The organism is Tissierella sp. P1 (assembly GCF_002266425.1).
GTDB classification, from domain to species: domain Bacteria; phylum Bacillota; class Clostridia; order Tissierellales; family Tissierellaceae; genus Tissierella; species Tissierella carlieri.
This window is the reverse complement of record NZ_NPMN01000020.1, coordinates 74,062-90,294: the sequence shown is the minus strand read 5'-3', so window position 1 is coordinate 90,294 and position 16,233 is coordinate 74,062. Positions and strand designations below refer to the sequence as shown.

The following is a 16,233-nucleotide window of genomic DNA, read 5'->3' as shown; positions in this document are numbered from 1 at the left end:
GAACCCCTTGCTTTTTTTATATACTTCTGGTTTCTTCCTTTAACCAAGCTCTTTCTTCATCATTCAAATAGGACGAAAGTTTACTAAATACATCTTTATGATATTCATTTAGCCATGTTCTTTCATTTTCAGTTAATAACCCTACATCTATTCCTTCTAAATCTATTGGAACAAAGGATATTGTTTCAAATTTCATAAATTGACCTGAATCTGTTAAAATGTCTTCTTGTACTACTGCCACATTTTCTATTCTTACCCCATGACTACCCTCTTTATATACACCTGGTTCTATAGTTACTATCATTCCTGCTTCAAGTACTACAGTATTTGCTACCATGGCAAAACCATGAGGTCCCTCATGTACATTAAGTAAAAATCCAACACCATGTCCAGTACCGCATTTATAGTCTATACCTTCCTGCCACAATGGATATCTTGCCAAGACATCGAGGCTATGACCTGTTGCACCATAAAGAAATCTAGCATTGCCCAAATTGATATGAGCTTTTAATGTTAAAGTAAAGTCCCTTTTCTCTTCATCAGTTATAGGACCCATAACCATGGTTCTAGTAATATCAGTTGTTCCATCATAGTATTGACCACCAGAATCAACTAGATATAATCCTTCTTTCTTTATCTCTGCATTAGAATTTTCACTAGCTGAATAATGCATCATAGCTGCATTTTCTCTATATGCCGAGATAGTACCAAAACTTGGTTCAATAAAGCCTTCTTGCTCTTTCCTAAATTCTAATAATTTATCCTGTGCTGACATTTCAGTAACTGGAATATTTCCTACATTCTTATCAAGCCAATGAAAGAATTTTACCAAAGCAACTCCATCTTTAATATAGGCATTACTTTGGTTTTCAATTTCTGTAGGGTTTTTAATCCCTTTAAGTTTAGTGGTTATATTAGTTTCACTAATTATTTTACATTCCGATGGAATAGATTTGTAAAGCCATCTGTTAATCTTATTTTTATCTAAAAACACCTTGGAATTCTTATCTATAGCATTCACATAATCCGCCACTTCTTCATATTCTGCTACTTCCACTCCATTTTGATTTAAAAAGATTTCTACTTCTTCATTTATCTTATCTTTATCTGTAAATAGATATGCCTTGTCCATTGAAATCAGTCCATAGGATATAATTACAGGATTATTCTCTACATCTTTACCTCTTATATTATAAAGCCAAGCTATATCATCTAGGCTACCTAACAGGAAATAATCTGCACAATACTTTTTCATCTCTATCCTAACTTCTTCTATTTTCTCTCTGCTAGTTTTTCCAGTATATTTTATATCATGTAAAAAAGCCTCTTCTTTAGAAAGTCTAGGTCTATCTTCCCAAATCTCCCCTACTAGATCAAATTCATCAACAAACTTTATCTTCTTTTCTTTAAATTCTTTTTCCAAGTTTTCGACAGAAGACTCTGGAAATGTTTTTCCGTCAAAACCTAAAGAATCTCCATCATTCAATTTCTCTTTTAACCATTCAGTATAAGTTGGAAATCCAGGGATTCTCATTTTAAATAACTTATATTCACTACCAGATAATTCATTCTCAGCTTGAATGAAATATCTACCATCAGTCCAGAGAATTGCTTCCTCTTGAGTGATGACTACAGTACCAGCTGAACCTGTAAACCCTGATATCCATACTCTTCCTTTGTAGTAATCAGCTACATATTCAGATTGATGTGGATCAGCTGTATTTACGATATAGGCAGTAATTCCTCTATCCTTCATCAAATGTCTTAACTTACTAACTCTTTCATTAATTGTCATACTTGACCTCCTTAGACTTTTCTAATCTTACTAATAATATTGCTATAAAAATAGCACTAATTCCTCCTATTAACTTACTAACTATAAATGGATTAATTGTCTCAGGTGAAACTGATGATATATATCCCAGCTGTCCCCCAAAAGTAAATGCACCAGATACAATAAAAGCAGCATTTAATACCTTTCCTTTTTCATTCATTTTATCATAAATTCCTAGCATTGGAATACAATTAGCTAGAGAAGTAAATATCCCTAATATAGAATATTGATCTAGTTCAAATTTTTTACCTATTTTAGATAGATATCGGTGCAACTTTCTTGATAAAAAATAAAACATAGGATAAGCCCCAGACAATATAATGCCAATTTTAATCACAAGTATAACCCCTTCCTCCAGAGGTATCATACCAGGAACTAATTCATATCCAAACATAAAACTAATAATACTTATAATCAAACCAATGGTACTAATCCCCATTATAATTTTACCTATTATATTGAAGATTTTAACCATATTATTTGGAGATTTGAGTAATCCCAAAATTATTATAATCGAGAATATAAGAACAGGTATTAGATTAAAAACAATATCCATAAATCCTATATTCATCATAGCTCCGCCTACAACCATCCCGAGGGGCAAAGTAGTAATACCTGCTAAAATTCCTTTAGCAAAAAATTTAAAATCTTTCTTAGATACAAGTCCTACTGCAACTGGAATAGTAAATGAAATCGTAGCGCCTAACATAGAAGCTAGTATAAGTCCATTAAGCTTACCGATAACTTCAGACTTTGCTATTTCAATACTCGTTGTATATCCCCCTAAATCTACAGCCAGAATACTACTGAGAAAAACTGAAGGATCAGCATTGATCAGATTGGCTAAAGGATTTAGTATAAACATAAAATATTTCGCTATAACTGGTGATAAGCTATAAATACCAATTATAGTTAAAGCCAATTCCCCCAAAGCTTTAAATCCCTCATCAAACTTTTCTCCCAGTCCAAATCTATTATTTAGTATCTTGTCTATTCCCGCTATAATTGAAAAAGCAACTATTATATAAACCACTTCACACCTCTATTATATTGGATTCTTATGAAACTCTTAATTAATCTCCTATGTATTAGAAGAATATACAACTTTACCATCTATAATGGTTTTTATTAATTTTGCATTAGTATTGTATGCCGGTATTCCTTCAAATATCAAGATATCAGCATCCTTTCCTTCCTCTAAGGAACCCACTCTATTATCTATGCCTAATACCTTTGCAGCATTTATTGTTATCATTCTTAGAGTTCTTTCCACCTCTAATCCTTCTCTAACAGCTTCCCCAGCATGATGAATCAAGCTATCTATACTAATTATTGGAGCGTCTGAAGTCAGAGCAGTTAATACACCTCTATTATCCAATTCAACTACACTTTCTATATCAACTATTCTGCCTTCTCCAAAGCTTTTAATAGAACCAATAGGTCCAAAAACTATTGAGCATTTAGACTCTACTATTTCCTCAATATAATCACTAGCTCCCCATGCATGATCAAGAGAAAATTCAAAACCAAGCTTCTTTGCCACTTCTATTGCAGTCATCATATCAAATTGAGTACAATGTATCTTCAATGGGAGTTCTTTCTTTAGCACTGGTATAATGGCCTCTAAATCCTTATCGTATTTAGGCATTTCTTTCTTGCCCAATTCAGCCTCTTCCTTATGACTTAGATATTTCTCAGCTTTATTAAATAAATCCAATATTATACTAGGAATAGCCATTCTACTAGATGGCGCTTGATTTCTATCTCCATAAGTTCTCTTAGGATTTCCGCCTAAAGCAACTTTTAAAGCAACAGGGTTTTTAATCGTCATTTCAAATATATTATCACCATAGGTCTTAGAAGCAAAAACTAATCCACATATAACATTTCCACTACCTGGTGTAATTCCCAATGTAGTTATACCATTTTCATAAGCATATCTAAAATCCTGAGAATCTGGATCAATACCATATATTGCTTCCATACTAGCAGTTATATTGTTAGTCATCTCATTTAAATCATCAACGGCAGTTGCTTCACTAAAATTCATACCACCTATATGTGAATGACAATCTATAAATCCCGGAAGTACTACCATACCATCAGCATCAAATACTTCCACTTCCTTACGACTTGAAACAATATAGTCTAACAATACTTCATTATGTTTATCAATCTTAAGAATTTTGCCATCATCAACGATTATATATCCTTTTTCTATTATTCTATCAGCCATTGTAAAAATTCTTGCATTTTTTATTACTAACAATGGAATCCCTCCTCACCATAAACAAGCTCACCATGAACTATTGTATTAGCAACTCTTGAATCATAGAATTCAATGGGATTCTTATTATATATGACTATATCTGCAAACTTTCCTTCTTCAATACTTCCCAGTACATGATCTATACCTAGCATCTTAGCAGGATTTAATGTCATCATTTTGATAATTTCTTCCTTATCAACCCCCACTTTATAAAACTCTATGGCATTCCAAAGGTACTTTACCTTACCTCCTGTCCCATAAGTACTAGTAAGTGTAAAACTTATTAAATTTCCTTCCTTTTGAAGCTCCGCAATCTTATATAAATCTGTTTCATTATATCTTCTCTCTGTAAGATATATCTGCTCTCCAACTATAATAGAAGCTCCTGCATCTTTTATGTCATCAATACATCTATCTGCTTGATAAGCACCTACAATATTAAGCTTTATACTTTCAAACCCTTTAATAAAATGGATAAGAGAATTTATCTCAGCTGATTTATTGGCCGTAATAAATAAAGGTAATCTGCCCCCTAAAATATCATCTACTATTTCCTTGTTGGCTTCTGATCTATTATTTAAAAACTCTTCTAGCTTTGAAAATACTCCCATTCTTGTCATCGGGCATATATTTTTCTTACCATAGTAATCTTTAACATTGTTAACAATAGAGCCTTTCATACCAACAGGTTCTCTTATTAACATAGTACTTGAATTTTTGCCCCAAGTCCTATATGCAGCCATTTGACCTCCTATAATATTTGTATTTCCAGGGGATGCTCCTATAGTTGTTATACCTACTTTATATAGCTCCTCTAAATCAATTTCCCTATGGTTAAATGAATATTTTATTTTAGACTCTGGAGTTATAGGGTTTGAAACTTCATTATGGTCCTTTATGCTAAAAGAAATATCCATACACCCAAAGCTGCTTACTGGATCAATAAATCCCGGAAAAACCTCCTTATCTCTTGCATCAATTATCTTTTTATTTTCTACTATAATATTTTTACCTATTTCTTTTATAATTCCATTTTCTATTAAGATATCATGGTCATCTAAAACAGTGCCATTGCCTACATGAATATTTCCATTTTTAATAATCAAATTTCTTACTCCTCCTTATTTATGAGTAATTATTAGTGATTTAGAGCAAGACATAGTTTATAATTAGCCTATGTCTTGCTCTATTCAATTAAGGGGTTATTAACATAAAATCAGGAATGTTCTATTTTCCGGAGATATATATTAGACTATAGTCTAATCCAGCATGTGGGTTAACATAAAATCCTTTTACATATTTAGCTACAAAATAAGTTGATGATTTACAATAAGTAGGAGCGATTACACCTGTACCTACAAGAAGTTTCTCTGCTTCTACAAACAACTCTGCCCTTTCTTGGTTATCTGGTGAATTAGATGCCTTTTCTAATATTTCACTGAATTTCTCTGCATCCGGACCAGTCCAACCTGATTTTTTACTATTGAAATATCCATTAACAGGCTCATATAATTCTAATAAACCGTTAGGGTCGTTGTAATATGGTCCCCAACCTGCAGTACATATATCATAGTCTCCTGCATCTACTCTATCCCACATAACATTCCACTCTATCATATCAATTTTTATTTCAACACCTAGCTTTTCTTTCCACTGTTGTAATAACCATTCTGCAGATTTCTTAGAATATTCAGTTGTACCTCTAGTTACATAACTAATATTCATTTTCGCTGGATCTGGGTCTAATCCTTCTTCTTTAAGTCCTTCTATTAAAAGAGCTTTTAGATCTGGATATTGTTTTTGAAGGTCTTTTAAAACTTCATTTTTGCCATTAACTCTTTCACTATATAATTTATCTCCTACATTAGTAACTCCCAGCATCAATGAATAAAGAGGCTCTCCTTCCCCTTCTCTTAAATCTTCAAGATATTTCTCCCTATCAAAAGCCAATGAGAATGCTAATCTTATCTTTGGATTTTTAAAATATTTGTTTTGTACATTAAATCCTAAGAATTCAGGTGCATTATCAGGTGCAACTATTGTTTCAAATCTTCCGTCTTCAATAATAAGTTTTTTCCAGTCAGGGTCATTTGTTGCAACATAATCAATTTCTCCACTAAGTAATGCTTGCGCAGCAGTAGCAGGGTCTTGAATAATTTTCCTTTCAACTTTTTGTAGCTTTGTGTTTTCAGCATCCCAATATTTTTCGTTTTTAACAAAGGTCATTTGAACATTCGGATCCCAGCTTTCAACTGTAAAACGTCCATTCATTAAGCATTTATCTAAAGATGAGCCATATTGCTCTCCCCATTCCTCATATTTATCTTGTCTAATTGGCTTTGCACCATTAAGCAACTCAAGAAAATATCCGTATGGTTTAGTTAGTGTAAATTCAATTGTTTTTTCATCAATTGCTTTTACACCAATATCTTCTGGCTTCTTATTATTTTTAGGATTACTCCCATCGTTATAAAGTGATTCTCCAAAGTTTACAATAACGCCATCAAATAGCCAAGCATTAGTAGAGCCTACTTCTGGTGTAGCCATTGTTCTAAATGTAAATAGAAAATCATTTGCAGTTACAGGAACTCCATCACTCCACACAGCATCTTCTCTAATGTTAAAGGTATATACAGTTCCATCTTCACTAATCGTCCAATCCTTTGCAACACTGGGCTTTATTACTGCATTATTATTTTCATCAGTTACTTCTGAAACTAGAGTTTCAAGAATAAAATTGTGAATTGAGTTATCAGGCCCTGTAGTATTAAGCATTGGATTAAGACCTGTTATATCACTATTGAAGCTATATTTATATACTTGTTCTGCATCCATTTGGATTCCATCTTTATCGGAACCATTAGAATTATCTGTACTTGTTACATCACCCGTAGTTGCTGGTACATCTTCCTTCTTTCCACATCCTGTTAATGTACCAAAGCATAATGCAAAAATAATAACTAAAATAATTACCTTCTTAATTTTTTTCATATTATCCTCCTTTATTGATAATGATTTTATACTTTAAAAGCCAATGCTATTAAAGACTTAGGATTTTTTTACCATATGACAAGCAACGAAATGCTGATTGTACACTTCTACAAGAGATGGCATTTCTTTGTTACATATTTCCATCGCGTATTTACATCTAGAAGCAAATCTACATCCAGGAAGAGGATTAATAGGACTAGGTATTTCCCCATCTATTGGTATTCTCTTTTTTTCCTTTTCCTCATTAGGATCTGGTATAGGAATTGCTGATAATAATGCTTGTGTATATGGATGCAATGGATTTTTGTAAAGGGAACCACTAGTTGCAAATTCTACTAAGCTGCCAAGGTACATTACACCAACTCTATCGGAAATATGTTTAATCATTGATAAATCATGTGCTATAAATAAATAAGTAAGTCCTCTTGTTTTTTGCAATTCAATTAGAAGATTTACAACCTGTGCTTGTATTGAAACATCAAGTGCTGAAATAGGCTCATCACAAACAATGAATTCAGGCTCTATGCTAATGCCCTTGCTATTCCAATTCTTTGTCTTTGCCCTCCAGAAAACTCGTGGGGAAATCTAGAAGCATGCTCCCTATTTAATCCTACAGTTTCAAGTAGCTCAAAAATCTTTTCTTCTCTCTCTTTTCCTTTGTACAGATCATGTATATCTATACCTTCTCCAATAATAGCTCCTACTGTCATTCTTGGATTCAATGAAGAATATGGATCTTGAAATATTATTTGGGCTTTTTTAGTAAATTCCTTCTTTTCCCTATGATTGAAACTATGTATATCTACTCCATCATAGACAACTTCTCCTCCTGTGGCTTCATATAGTCCCATTACAGTTTTTCCACAAGTTGTTTTACCACAGCCTGATTCTCCAACAAGGCCTAAGGTTTCACCTTTATAAATATTAAAGCTTACATCATCTACAGCTTTTAGCATGCTGTTTCTTCCAACTTTAAAATATTTTTTTAAGTTTTTTACTTGAATAAGTACCTCTTTATTTTCCATAGACTTCACCTCTTAACAATAATTCCTGCGGCACTCCTCTAACGTCAGCTCTTTCATCATGTAGCCAACAAGAACTTTCTTGTGTTTTGCTAAATTTTATTGATTCAGGATATTTCACTCTACAAACTGTCATACCAAATTCACATCTCGGTGCAAATGGACAACCAACAGGTGGTTTTATTAAGTCAGGAGGTGTACCTGTTAAAGAATATAAAGTCTCTTTATTGTTAGAGCTTAATTTTGGTACAGATTTTAAAAGAGCCAAGGTATAAGGGTGTTTTGGGCTATAGAAAATTTCATCTACAGTTCCTCTCTCAACAATTTTACCTGCATACATTACCTGTATTCTATCAGCAACACTTGCTACAACTCCTAAATCATGGGTAACTAAAATAACCCCTGTATTTAATTCTTTTTGCAAGTCAGCTATTAAATCCATAATTTGTGCTTGAATAGTTACATCTAATGCCGTGGTTGGTTCGTCGGCTATAAGTATCTTTGGATTACATGCAAGGGCGATTGCTATCATGGCCCTTTGTCTCATTCCTCCTGAGAATTCAAATGGATATTGATTTAATCTTATCTTTGCATTAGGTATTCTAACTAGTTCCAGCATCTTAAGAGCCACATTTCTAGCTTCACTATATGACATATCATTATGCAAAAAAACACTTTCTGCAATTTGATCTCCAATTTTCATAGTGGGATTTAAGGATGTCATTGGGTCTTGAAATATCATAGAAATTTCTTTACCTCTAATTTTAGACATCTCTTCCTCATTGAAATCCAGAAGATTTTTTCCGCTGAAATTAATCTCTGAACCTTCTCTTCCAACAACAGACTGAGGACTTGGTAATAAACCCATAATTGCTTTTGCAGTAACTGTTTTACCACATCCTGACTCTCCTACAATTGCAAGATTTTCTCCTCTATCCAAATGAAAATCAATACCTCTAACTGCATATGCAGTACCTGCATAGGTATTAAAAGAAACATTTAAATTTTTAATTTCAAGTAATCTTTTTTCATTCATGTAATACACCTACTTTCTTAACTTTGGGTCTAAGGCATCTGAAAGTCCATCACCAATTAAGTGAAATGCCAACATAGTCAAAACAATCATCAAGCAAGGAAAGAATAACTCATGAGGATAAAACATTAATCTCTGCTGCCCTGCCGATGCTAAGGCACCCCAACTAGTTTTAGGTGCTCTTACCCCTAACCCTATATAGCTAAGAAATGCTTCACCAAAAATAAATGACGGTACCGACATGGTAATAGTAACCATTATAATTCCTAATGTATTAGGTAAAAGATGTTTCATAATAATCCTCTTAGTATCTGAACCTAATGCTCTAGCTGCTTCAACATAATCTTGTTCTTTGATTTGAAGTATTTGACCTCTTACCATCCTTGTAGTTCCCACCCAAGATGTAAGACTCATTGCTAGCACCAAAGAAAATATACTTCTTCCTAGTACTATGGAGAGTATTAGGACAATAATTAAATAAGGTAAGTTCCCAATAAACTCAGAAAATCTCATTATAAGATTATCAGCCAAGCCTCCTTTTAAACCTGCAATAGCACCTAACAATGAACCTATAACAAACATTACTAAAGTGCAACTAAGTCCAATTAATATGGATATCCTTCCACCAACACATACTCTAGTAAAGATATCCCGACCCATATCGTCGGTACCAAACCAATATTCACTATTAGGTTTCAAGCTTTTTACTGAAGAATCCATGTACTGATAATCTTTACCTGACAGTAGTGGTCCAATATATATGGTTAGTACAACTAATATTAAAAGTATCAATCCTACAATTGCTAACTTATTCGCTTTGAACCTTCTCCAAACATCTGCCCAATAAGTTAAGGAAGGCTTGTTTAATGTTTCTCCAGATAATCCCTTTGTACCAACTCTCTCAAACATATCATCTGTTATTATCTCATCATTAATTATTTTTGCATTAATTTCTAAACTATTCATATTATCATTACCTCGCTATTATTTTTGTCTAAGATTTTGCAACTCTAATTCTTGGATCAACAATTCCATATAGAATATCTACTGAGATTAGTGCCAAAGTATATAGTATTGCAAAAAATATAGTAAGACCTATTATCATAGTGTAGTCACTGTCTGAGACAGCTTTTACATAGTAATTACCAAGTCCAGGTATTGAAAACATCTTTTCAAGTATAAATGATCCTCCAAATATACCTGCAACTGCAGGTCCAATCATAGTAACAATAGGAATCATCGAGTTTCTTAGGATATGTTTTCTAACAATTCGTTGCTTTTTACATCCTTTTGCCTTTGCTGTAATAATATAATCTTCGTTGATTACGGAGATTGTACTGCTTCTCATGTATTTTGTATAAGATGCTATACCTCCAATGGCATATACTGTGACTGGTAAAATATAATGTTTTAACTGTCCCCAGCCAAATACAGGAGCTAGCTTCCACTTGAAGGCTATAAAGTATTGTAACAATGCCGCAAATACAAAGCTTGGAATACATATAGCTAAAACAACACAAACCCTTATTATATGATCTCCCAGTTTCTCTCTATTGAGGGCCGAGACCAAACCCAGACAAACTCCAATGGTAATCTGCAGAGTTACAGCTATAATACCTATTTTTGCTGAAATTGGAGCATTTTTTTTAATAACATCATTGGCAGATGTTCCAGTATACATTATGGATTCTCCAAAATCCCCAGTTGTTAAAAGATTTTTCATATATATTAAATATCTTTCGGTCACTGGTTTGTCTAATCCGTATCTAGCACGAATTACACCCTGTGCCTTTTCAGGCATTTGTCCAACTTTAGCCGCTATCGGATCTCCTGGTGCACCTGCTATTAAGAAAAATGTTGCGGTAATAATTAGAAATAAAGTAATCAATGAATACGCTATTCTTTTAATAATGAATTTGAACATAAATAAATCTACCTCTCTCATAATTTTTAATAATGAAAATTAAATTGGTTATTATAATACCTTTTATTCACCTCCATCTATCTTATTTATATAGCAATCTTCATGCCATTTTTTCACTTTAATAAAGTGTAGTGATATCAATGTATTTATAAATCCAAATAAAAAACAACTAAGAGAAAGTATTAAATTTAATACTTTCTCTTAGTTGTTTTAAAATTAGTATGAAATTTCAGACTAAATTCGACATTATAATAGAATTTAATTCTTTGGATCTATTTCATATTTTTTTAATTTGCTGTAAAGTGTTTGTTTTGGTATCTTAAGATTTCTTGCTGCCTGAGCATAGTTATTACCTGCTTCGTCAAGCGCTAATTTAATAATACTTTTCTCATATTCTTCTACTGCCATTTTAAGTCCTATATCCTTCGATATTTTATGTTCAAAATGTTCTACTTCCACATTTTTTATATAAGGTCCATTATAAGTTTGGAGATCTTCTAATCTAATATACTCACCCTCGGCAAAATTCATAGAACTCTCAATGGTATTCTGTAACTCTCTTACATTTCCTGGCCAATCATTATTTGAAAAATATTCCATTACATGCTTATCCACTGATTTAACGGATTTATTCATTTTATCATTACAAATCTTAATAAAGTGTTCAACTAAAATCGGAATATCTTCTTTTCTATCCCTAAGAGGTGGTATATTTAAATTTATTACATTTAATCTATAGTACAAATCCTCTCTAAGTTTATTTTCCTTTACAAGTTTTTTAGCCTCTTCATTAGAAGCCACAACTAATCTAACATCTACAACAGTAGTTTTTGTACTTCCTACTCTCCTTATCATACCATCCTCAATCACACGTAGCAGCTTTGACTGCAGTCCTAATTCCATAGAGTTTAATTCGTCTAAGAACAATGTACCTCCATCAGCTAGCTCAAATAGTCCCTGCTTATCCTTGGCACCAGTGAAACTTCCCTGTACTGTGCCAAAAAGTATACTTTCAAGTAAGTTTTCAGGTAACGCTCCACAGTTTTGTGCAATAAAAGGCTTGTTTCTCCTATGGCTTAAATTATGTAATCCTTGTACTACTAATTCTTTCCCTGTACCTGTCTCTCCGAACACAAATACTGGTGAATTGCTATTAGCAACTTTTTGTACTTTTAACTTTAGTTCATTTATCAATTTACTTTGACCAATCATATCAGATAAATGGTATTGTGTTCCATTTTGAAAAAACTTATTAAACCCTGCATCTTTGCCATGTAATGTGCTTTGAAGCATAAGTATCTTCTCTGATAATTCAACTACATTGGTCAAATCCTTAAAGATTTCAATTGCTCCCTCAATTTTACCATCATTAATTATTGGAATTGTAGATGTAACTATTGAAACACTTTTTCCCACATAATTAATATAGTTTTGAACATGCTCAATTATAGGCATTTTACTATTAATTACTTTATGAAAAGTGCTGTTTTCTTTTTTAATGTTTGGAAATACTTGAAGAATATTTTTTCCTATTGCTTCTTTAGGATCAAATCCTGTAATGTTTCTAGATGATTCATTGAAGTATCTAATATTTAGATTTGAATCTACAACTATTATGCCTTCTTCTAAATTATTGATTATCAGCTCAATGATATTTTTATAATCCATAATATACCACCGCTCTCTATTGTTTACTTACATAATATCTATATATTACTTTACCAAATTATCCCACTATTGTCCAACAGATTTAATTATCTAGCTTTTATCTTATGACATTTAGATTTATGAAAGATAAAAAAGTAAGATATATTAAAATAATGACTAAAGTAATTATATTGCTTACTTCATTCCTTTTTACAAGATTTTCCCTTGTTTTACTAATTCCTATACCCTATAATTTAAAATATATATTTCATAAAGGGGATGATTTTATGATACTTGAGATAAAGAATATACGTAAAAGTTTTTCAGGCACTGAAGTATTACATGGCGTATCTTTTTCAATAACAAGTGGCAAAGCATTGGGATTCCTTGGTAGAAATGGTGCTGGTAAAACTACAACTATTAGAATACTTATGGGATTATTTGATGCAAATGAAGGAGAGATCCTTTTAGATGGAAAAACTTTTAATCCTACTGAACATTCAATTGGATATCTTCCCGAAGAAAGAGGCTTATATCCTAAGCAAAAGATATTAGACCAACTTATTTATTTTGGAGAATTAAGAGGATTATCTAGAAAAGAGGCTAAGGAAAATACTTTGTATTGGCTAGAAAAACTAGGTGTATTAGAATATAAAGATAAAAAGCTAGAAACTCTTTCTAAGGGTAATCAACAAAAGGTACAGATAGCAGAGACACTACTATGTAATCCAGATATAATTGTACTAGACGAACCCTTTAGTGGTCTAGATCCTGTTAACTCTCAGATACTTAAAGATGTAATTAATGAATTAATAGATGAGCAAAAATTGGTTATCTTCTCTAGCCATCAAATGACCTATGTAGAGGAATTTTGTGAAGAAATTGCTCTTATAAACAAAGGTGATATAGTTTTGACAGGAAATCTAAAATCTATAAAAAAAGAGTATGGTGCTAATAGGATAACTTTAAGTGCTGTTAATCTTAATATTGATGAATTACAAAATGTTTTATTTAATAAAGTAAAAGATATAGAAATACTTGAATCTAAAAATGATTATTTGATTATTGAATTAATCAATGGTAAAACAAAAAATGAGCTGTTAAATAACTTAATAGGACTTAATATTGATATTGAAAAGTTTTCAGTATATGAGCCAACTCTCACAGATATATTTGTACAAAAGGTAGGTGATAAGTAATGAGAGGTCTTTTGACAGTGCTTAAATTTGAATTATTTAATTTTCTAAAAAATAAGGTATTTAAGGTTTCTACTATTATCCTATGTTTATTAGTAATAATCGGGCTTACTATACCAACTATAATGGATGCTTTTGGTAAACCAATTTTCGGTGATAAAAAGAAAGAAGAAATATCTTATACTGATTCTAAAATTAAATATGGGGTTTTAATTAAGAAAGATACAATTAAATTAGATGAGTTACAATCTCAATTGCCAGATAATGAATTAATCAACGTAAAAAATGAAGATGAGTTAAGTAATTTAGTTATATCAGATAATATAACTGCAGGATTTATAGTTAACAGCCCTACAAATTATGAATATCTAGTAAAAAATACTAGTATGGATGATGGGAATAGGTTTACATTTGAAAGCGCTTTATTAAATCTATTTAGAAATAAAACTTTTTCAGAAAAAGGTATAGATTATAATGAAGTCATGGAAGTTTATAATATACCTATGGAATATGAAACTACTGTCTTAGGTAAGGATGGTATGAAAAATTATTTATATACTTATATATTAATCTTTGGATTATATTTTGTTGTACTATTCTATGGTCAGTTGACAGCTACTTCAGTAGCTAGTGAAAAGAGCAATCGTACTATGGAAATCTTAGTAACTAGCACCAGTACAAAAAATCTTATATTCGGTAAGGTAATAGCTGGCGCTTTGGCTGGAATAATACAGTTCGGTGCTTTGATTTTGGTAGCTAGTATAACTTATAAATTAAATATCCAAGCTTGGGATAATAATTTAGACTTTATCTTTAACATTCCCGGAAATGTATTGGCTACATTTTCTATCTTTGGAATATTAGGATATCTTTTCTATCTATTTATCTATGGTGTCATTGGTGCCTTAGTATCTAGAACTGAAGATGTAGGTACAAGCTCAACACCGCTTACTATAGTATTTATTGTTGCTTTCTTTATCTCTATGATGGGTCTTACAAACCCAGATATGTATGCATTAAAAGTAGCTTCATTTATTCCATTTACATCCTTTATGGCAATGTTTGTAAGGGTATCTATGGGAAATGTATCAAGTTTACAAATAGTAACTTCTCTATTGATATTAGCTGTATCAACTATCATTACTGGAATATTTGGGGCTAAGATATATAGATTGGGTACTTTAATATACGGTAATCCTATAAAAATTACAAAGGCTATTAAGATGTTAAAGGATAAATAATATAATATCTAAAAAAGGGATCTTATCAATGATAAGTTCCCTTTTTATTTTAATATTCTTTTTCTATTTTATAATCTTTTTCATCTTTTATCATAGTAGTAGCTGCATTCCCTTTTTTAAGTCCAGCATCATACGTTGTATCTATATTAACCCATTCATTGTTATCTGCCAAATATACTTGGTTCCATGCATGATATTCTTTAATATCATTCTTACGTCCCATAACTAATTTAGTAGGCACTCCTACAGATCTAAGCATTCCTGCCAATAAAGATGCATAATCATAACATATTCCTGTTTGTGATTTCAATGTTTCATCTATTTTTGGTATATAATTGGAACTTAAATTACTTGCCTTATCATTATCATAGCTTATATTAGTTATGATATAGTTGTAAATAACTTCTACCTTTTCCTTATCATTTTTAGCGTTTTTAGTTAGTTCCTTTGCCTTTTTTATGGCATCCATATCGTTATTCCAATTGATCATTTGAATAGATTGTAAATATATTTCATTTGAATCTACTGATTTTAGTGCAATAGTTTCCTTTGCAATTTGCTTGAACTTATTTCCCCCTACACTTTCTAATACCAATATAGTGTATTCACCATTTCCAAGTTGTAAAGGTATAGTATCGTTTCCTTTTAATATATAATCATAGCTTGTACTGCCTTTGCTAACTCTTACTGCTCCAACCTTGCCATTATTATTGTTGATTTTTATTACTCCACTATTTATTTGGGATTTATCAATATAATCATCAGCTGCTTGAGCTACTGCTGAGAATAGTAATAAAGTGATAACTAGTAAGAGTATAATCCTATGTTTTTTGAACATAAAAAACTCTCCTTTCGGTAACTGGCTGCCATCTTATTTCTAAGGAAGGCCCTTTAGCTTTGCGTCTCTAGCTTTCACTAGATTTGCCTTTATCGGTGGAAAGCACCAATAAATTATATTTATTTTCTATAGTTTACCATATTATTTTATTTAAGTGAATAGGAATTTTGTCCTACTTATTTGAAATTTTTATATAATTTTATATCCATTATATACCCAAATTCCATTGTTTAAAACT

At 31.7% G+C, this 16,233-nt stretch carries 12 protein-coding genes, 1 pseudogene and 1 riboswitch; of the genes and pseudogenes, 2 read left to right on the top strand and 11 right to left on the bottom strand.

What is annotated here, in order from left to right; translation table 11 throughout:
- Positions 1 to 16 precede the first annotated feature (16 nt).
- The 10 genes and pseudogenes from CIW83_RS14645 to CIW83_RS14600 form a co-directional block, all read right to left on the bottom strand.
- On the bottom strand, positions 17 to 1,795 hold the full coding sequence (locus CIW83_RS14645) for an aminopeptidase P family protein (protein WP_094902443.1): 1,779 nt from the start codon (positions 1,793 to 1,795) through the stop codon (positions 17 to 19).
- The gene (gene eutH, locus CIW83_RS14640; protein WP_094902441.1) at positions 1,785 to 2,867 is read right to left on the bottom strand and encodes an ethanolamine utilization protein EutH; all 1,083 of its coding nucleotides are present in this window, start codon (positions 2,865 to 2,867) and stop codon (positions 1,785 to 1,787) included. The genes CIW83_RS14645 and eutH overlap by 11 nt, the downstream gene beginning before the upstream one ends.
- Before the next feature lie 48 nt (positions 2,868 to 2,915).
- Positions 2,916 to 4,103 carry an amidohydrolase family protein gene (locus CIW83_RS14635; RefSeq protein WP_094902439.1) on the bottom strand — a complete coding sequence of 396 codons (1,188 nt, stop codon included), beginning with the start codon at positions 4,101 to 4,103 and terminating at the stop codon, positions 2,916 to 2,918.
- Complete coding sequence (locus CIW83_RS14630; protein WP_094902437.1) at positions 4,097 to 5,209, bottom strand: amidohydrolase family protein; 1,113 nt, start codon at positions 5,207 to 5,209, stop codon at positions 4,097 to 4,099. The genes CIW83_RS14635 and CIW83_RS14630 overlap by 7 nt, the downstream gene beginning before the upstream one ends.
- A gap of 121 nt (positions 5,210 to 5,330) precedes the next feature.
- Positions 5,331 to 7,094 carry a peptide ABC transporter substrate-binding protein gene (locus tag CIW83_RS14625; protein WP_094902435.1) on the bottom strand — a complete coding sequence of 588 codons (1,764 nt, stop codon included), beginning with the start codon at positions 7,092 to 7,094 and terminating at the stop codon, positions 5,331 to 5,333.
- A 57-nt stretch (positions 7,095 to 7,151) separates the two neighbouring features.
- Positions 7,152 to 8,119: pseudogene (locus CIW83_RS14620) on the bottom strand (ABC transporter ATP-binding protein).
- Positions 8,109 to 9,152 carry an ABC transporter ATP-binding protein gene (locus CIW83_RS14615; RefSeq protein WP_094902433.1) on the bottom strand — a complete coding sequence of 348 codons (1,044 nt, stop codon included), beginning with the start codon at positions 9,150 to 9,152 and terminating at the stop codon, positions 8,109 to 8,111. Before CIW83_RS14615 ends, CIW83_RS14620 begins: the two are co-directional and overlap by 11 nt.
- Positions 9,153 to 9,161: 9 nt before the next feature.
- Positions 9,162 to 10,115 carry an ABC transporter permease gene (locus CIW83_RS14610; RefSeq protein WP_094902431.1) on the bottom strand — a complete coding sequence of 318 codons (954 nt, stop codon included), beginning with the start codon at positions 10,113 to 10,115 and terminating at the stop codon, positions 9,162 to 9,164.
- A gap of 28 nt (positions 10,116 to 10,143) precedes the next feature.
- Positions 10,144 to 11,073 (bottom strand): ABC transporter permease, encoded by a 930-nt coding sequence (locus CIW83_RS14605; RefSeq protein WP_094902429.1) that lies wholly within the window; start codon positions 11,071 to 11,073, stop codon positions 10,144 to 10,146.
- A gap of 258 nt (positions 11,074 to 11,331) precedes the next feature.
- Positions 11,332 to 12,741: a sigma-54-dependent Fis family transcriptional regulator gene (locus tag CIW83_RS14600; RefSeq protein ID WP_094902427.1), complete on the bottom strand. Its 1,410-nt coding sequence runs from the start codon at positions 12,739 to 12,741 to the stop codon at positions 11,332 to 11,334.
- Positions 12,742 to 13,007: 266 nt separating this feature from the next.
- On the opposite strand from CIW83_RS14600, the gene CIW83_RS14595 reads away from it, so the two are divergent.
- Together CIW83_RS14595 and CIW83_RS14590 are read left to right on the top strand one after the other, a co-directional pair.
- Positions 13,008 to 13,919, top strand: coding sequence for an ABC transporter ATP-binding protein (locus CIW83_RS14595; RefSeq protein WP_094902425.1), 912 nt, complete (start codon positions 13,008 to 13,010; stop codon positions 13,917 to 13,919).
- On the top strand, positions 13,919 to 15,157 hold the full coding sequence (locus CIW83_RS14590) for an ABC transporter permease (RefSeq protein WP_094902423.1): 1,239 nt from the start codon (positions 13,919 to 13,921) through the stop codon (positions 15,155 to 15,157). The genes CIW83_RS14595 and CIW83_RS14590 overlap by 1 nt, the downstream gene beginning before the upstream one ends.
- A 49-nt stretch (positions 15,158 to 15,206) precedes the next feature.
- Here CIW83_RS14590 and CIW83_RS14585 read toward each other — a convergent pair whose 3' ends face one another.
- The gene (locus tag CIW83_RS14585; protein ID WP_094902421.1) at positions 15,207 to 15,995 is read right to left on the bottom strand and encodes a transglutaminase-like domain-containing protein; all 789 of its coding nucleotides are present in this window, start codon (positions 15,993 to 15,995) and stop codon (positions 15,207 to 15,209) included.
- A gap of 13 nt (positions 15,996 to 16,008) precedes the next feature.
- Positions 16,009 to 16,093, bottom strand: a riboswitch (cyclic di-GMP riboswitch).
- Positions 16,094 to 16,233 lie beyond the last annotated feature (140 nt).

What these genes read in the sequence shown, in the direction of transcription:
- CIW83_RS14645 (WP_094902443.1), bottom strand. Translation starts at nt 1,795, where the DNA reads ATGACAATTAATGAAAGAGTTAGTAAGTTAAGACATTTGATGAAGGAT.
- CIW83_RS14625 (WP_094902435.1), bottom strand. Translation starts at nt 7,094, where the DNA reads ATGAAAAAAATTAAGAAGGTAATTATTTTAGTTATTATTTTTGCATTA.
- CIW83_RS14615 (WP_094902433.1), bottom strand. Translation starts at nt 9,152, where the DNA reads ATGAATGAAAAAAGATTACTTGAAATTAAAAATTTAAATGTTTCTTTT.
- CIW83_RS14610 (WP_094902431.1), bottom strand. Translation starts at nt 10,115, where the DNA reads ATGAATAGTTTAGAAATTAATGCAAAAATAATTAATGATGAGATAATA.
- CIW83_RS14605 (WP_094902429.1), bottom strand. Translation starts at nt 11,073, where the DNA reads ATGTTCAAATTCATTATTAAAAGAATAGCGTATTCATTGATTACTTTA.
- CIW83_RS14600 (WP_094902427.1), bottom strand. Translation starts at nt 12,741, where the DNA reads ATGGATTATAAAAATATCATTGAGCTGATAATCAATAATTTAGAAGAA.
- CIW83_RS14595 (WP_094902425.1), top strand. Translation starts at nt 13,008, where the DNA reads ATGATACTTGAGATAAAGAATATACGTAAAAGTTTTTCAGGCACTGAA.
- CIW83_RS14590 (WP_094902423.1), top strand. Translation starts at nt 13,919, where the DNA reads ATGAGAGGTCTTTTGACAGTGCTTAAATTTGAATTATTTAATTTTCTA.
- CIW83_RS14585 (WP_094902421.1), bottom strand. Translation starts at nt 15,995, where the DNA reads ATGTTCAAAAAACATAGGATTATACTCTTACTAGTTATCACTTTATTA.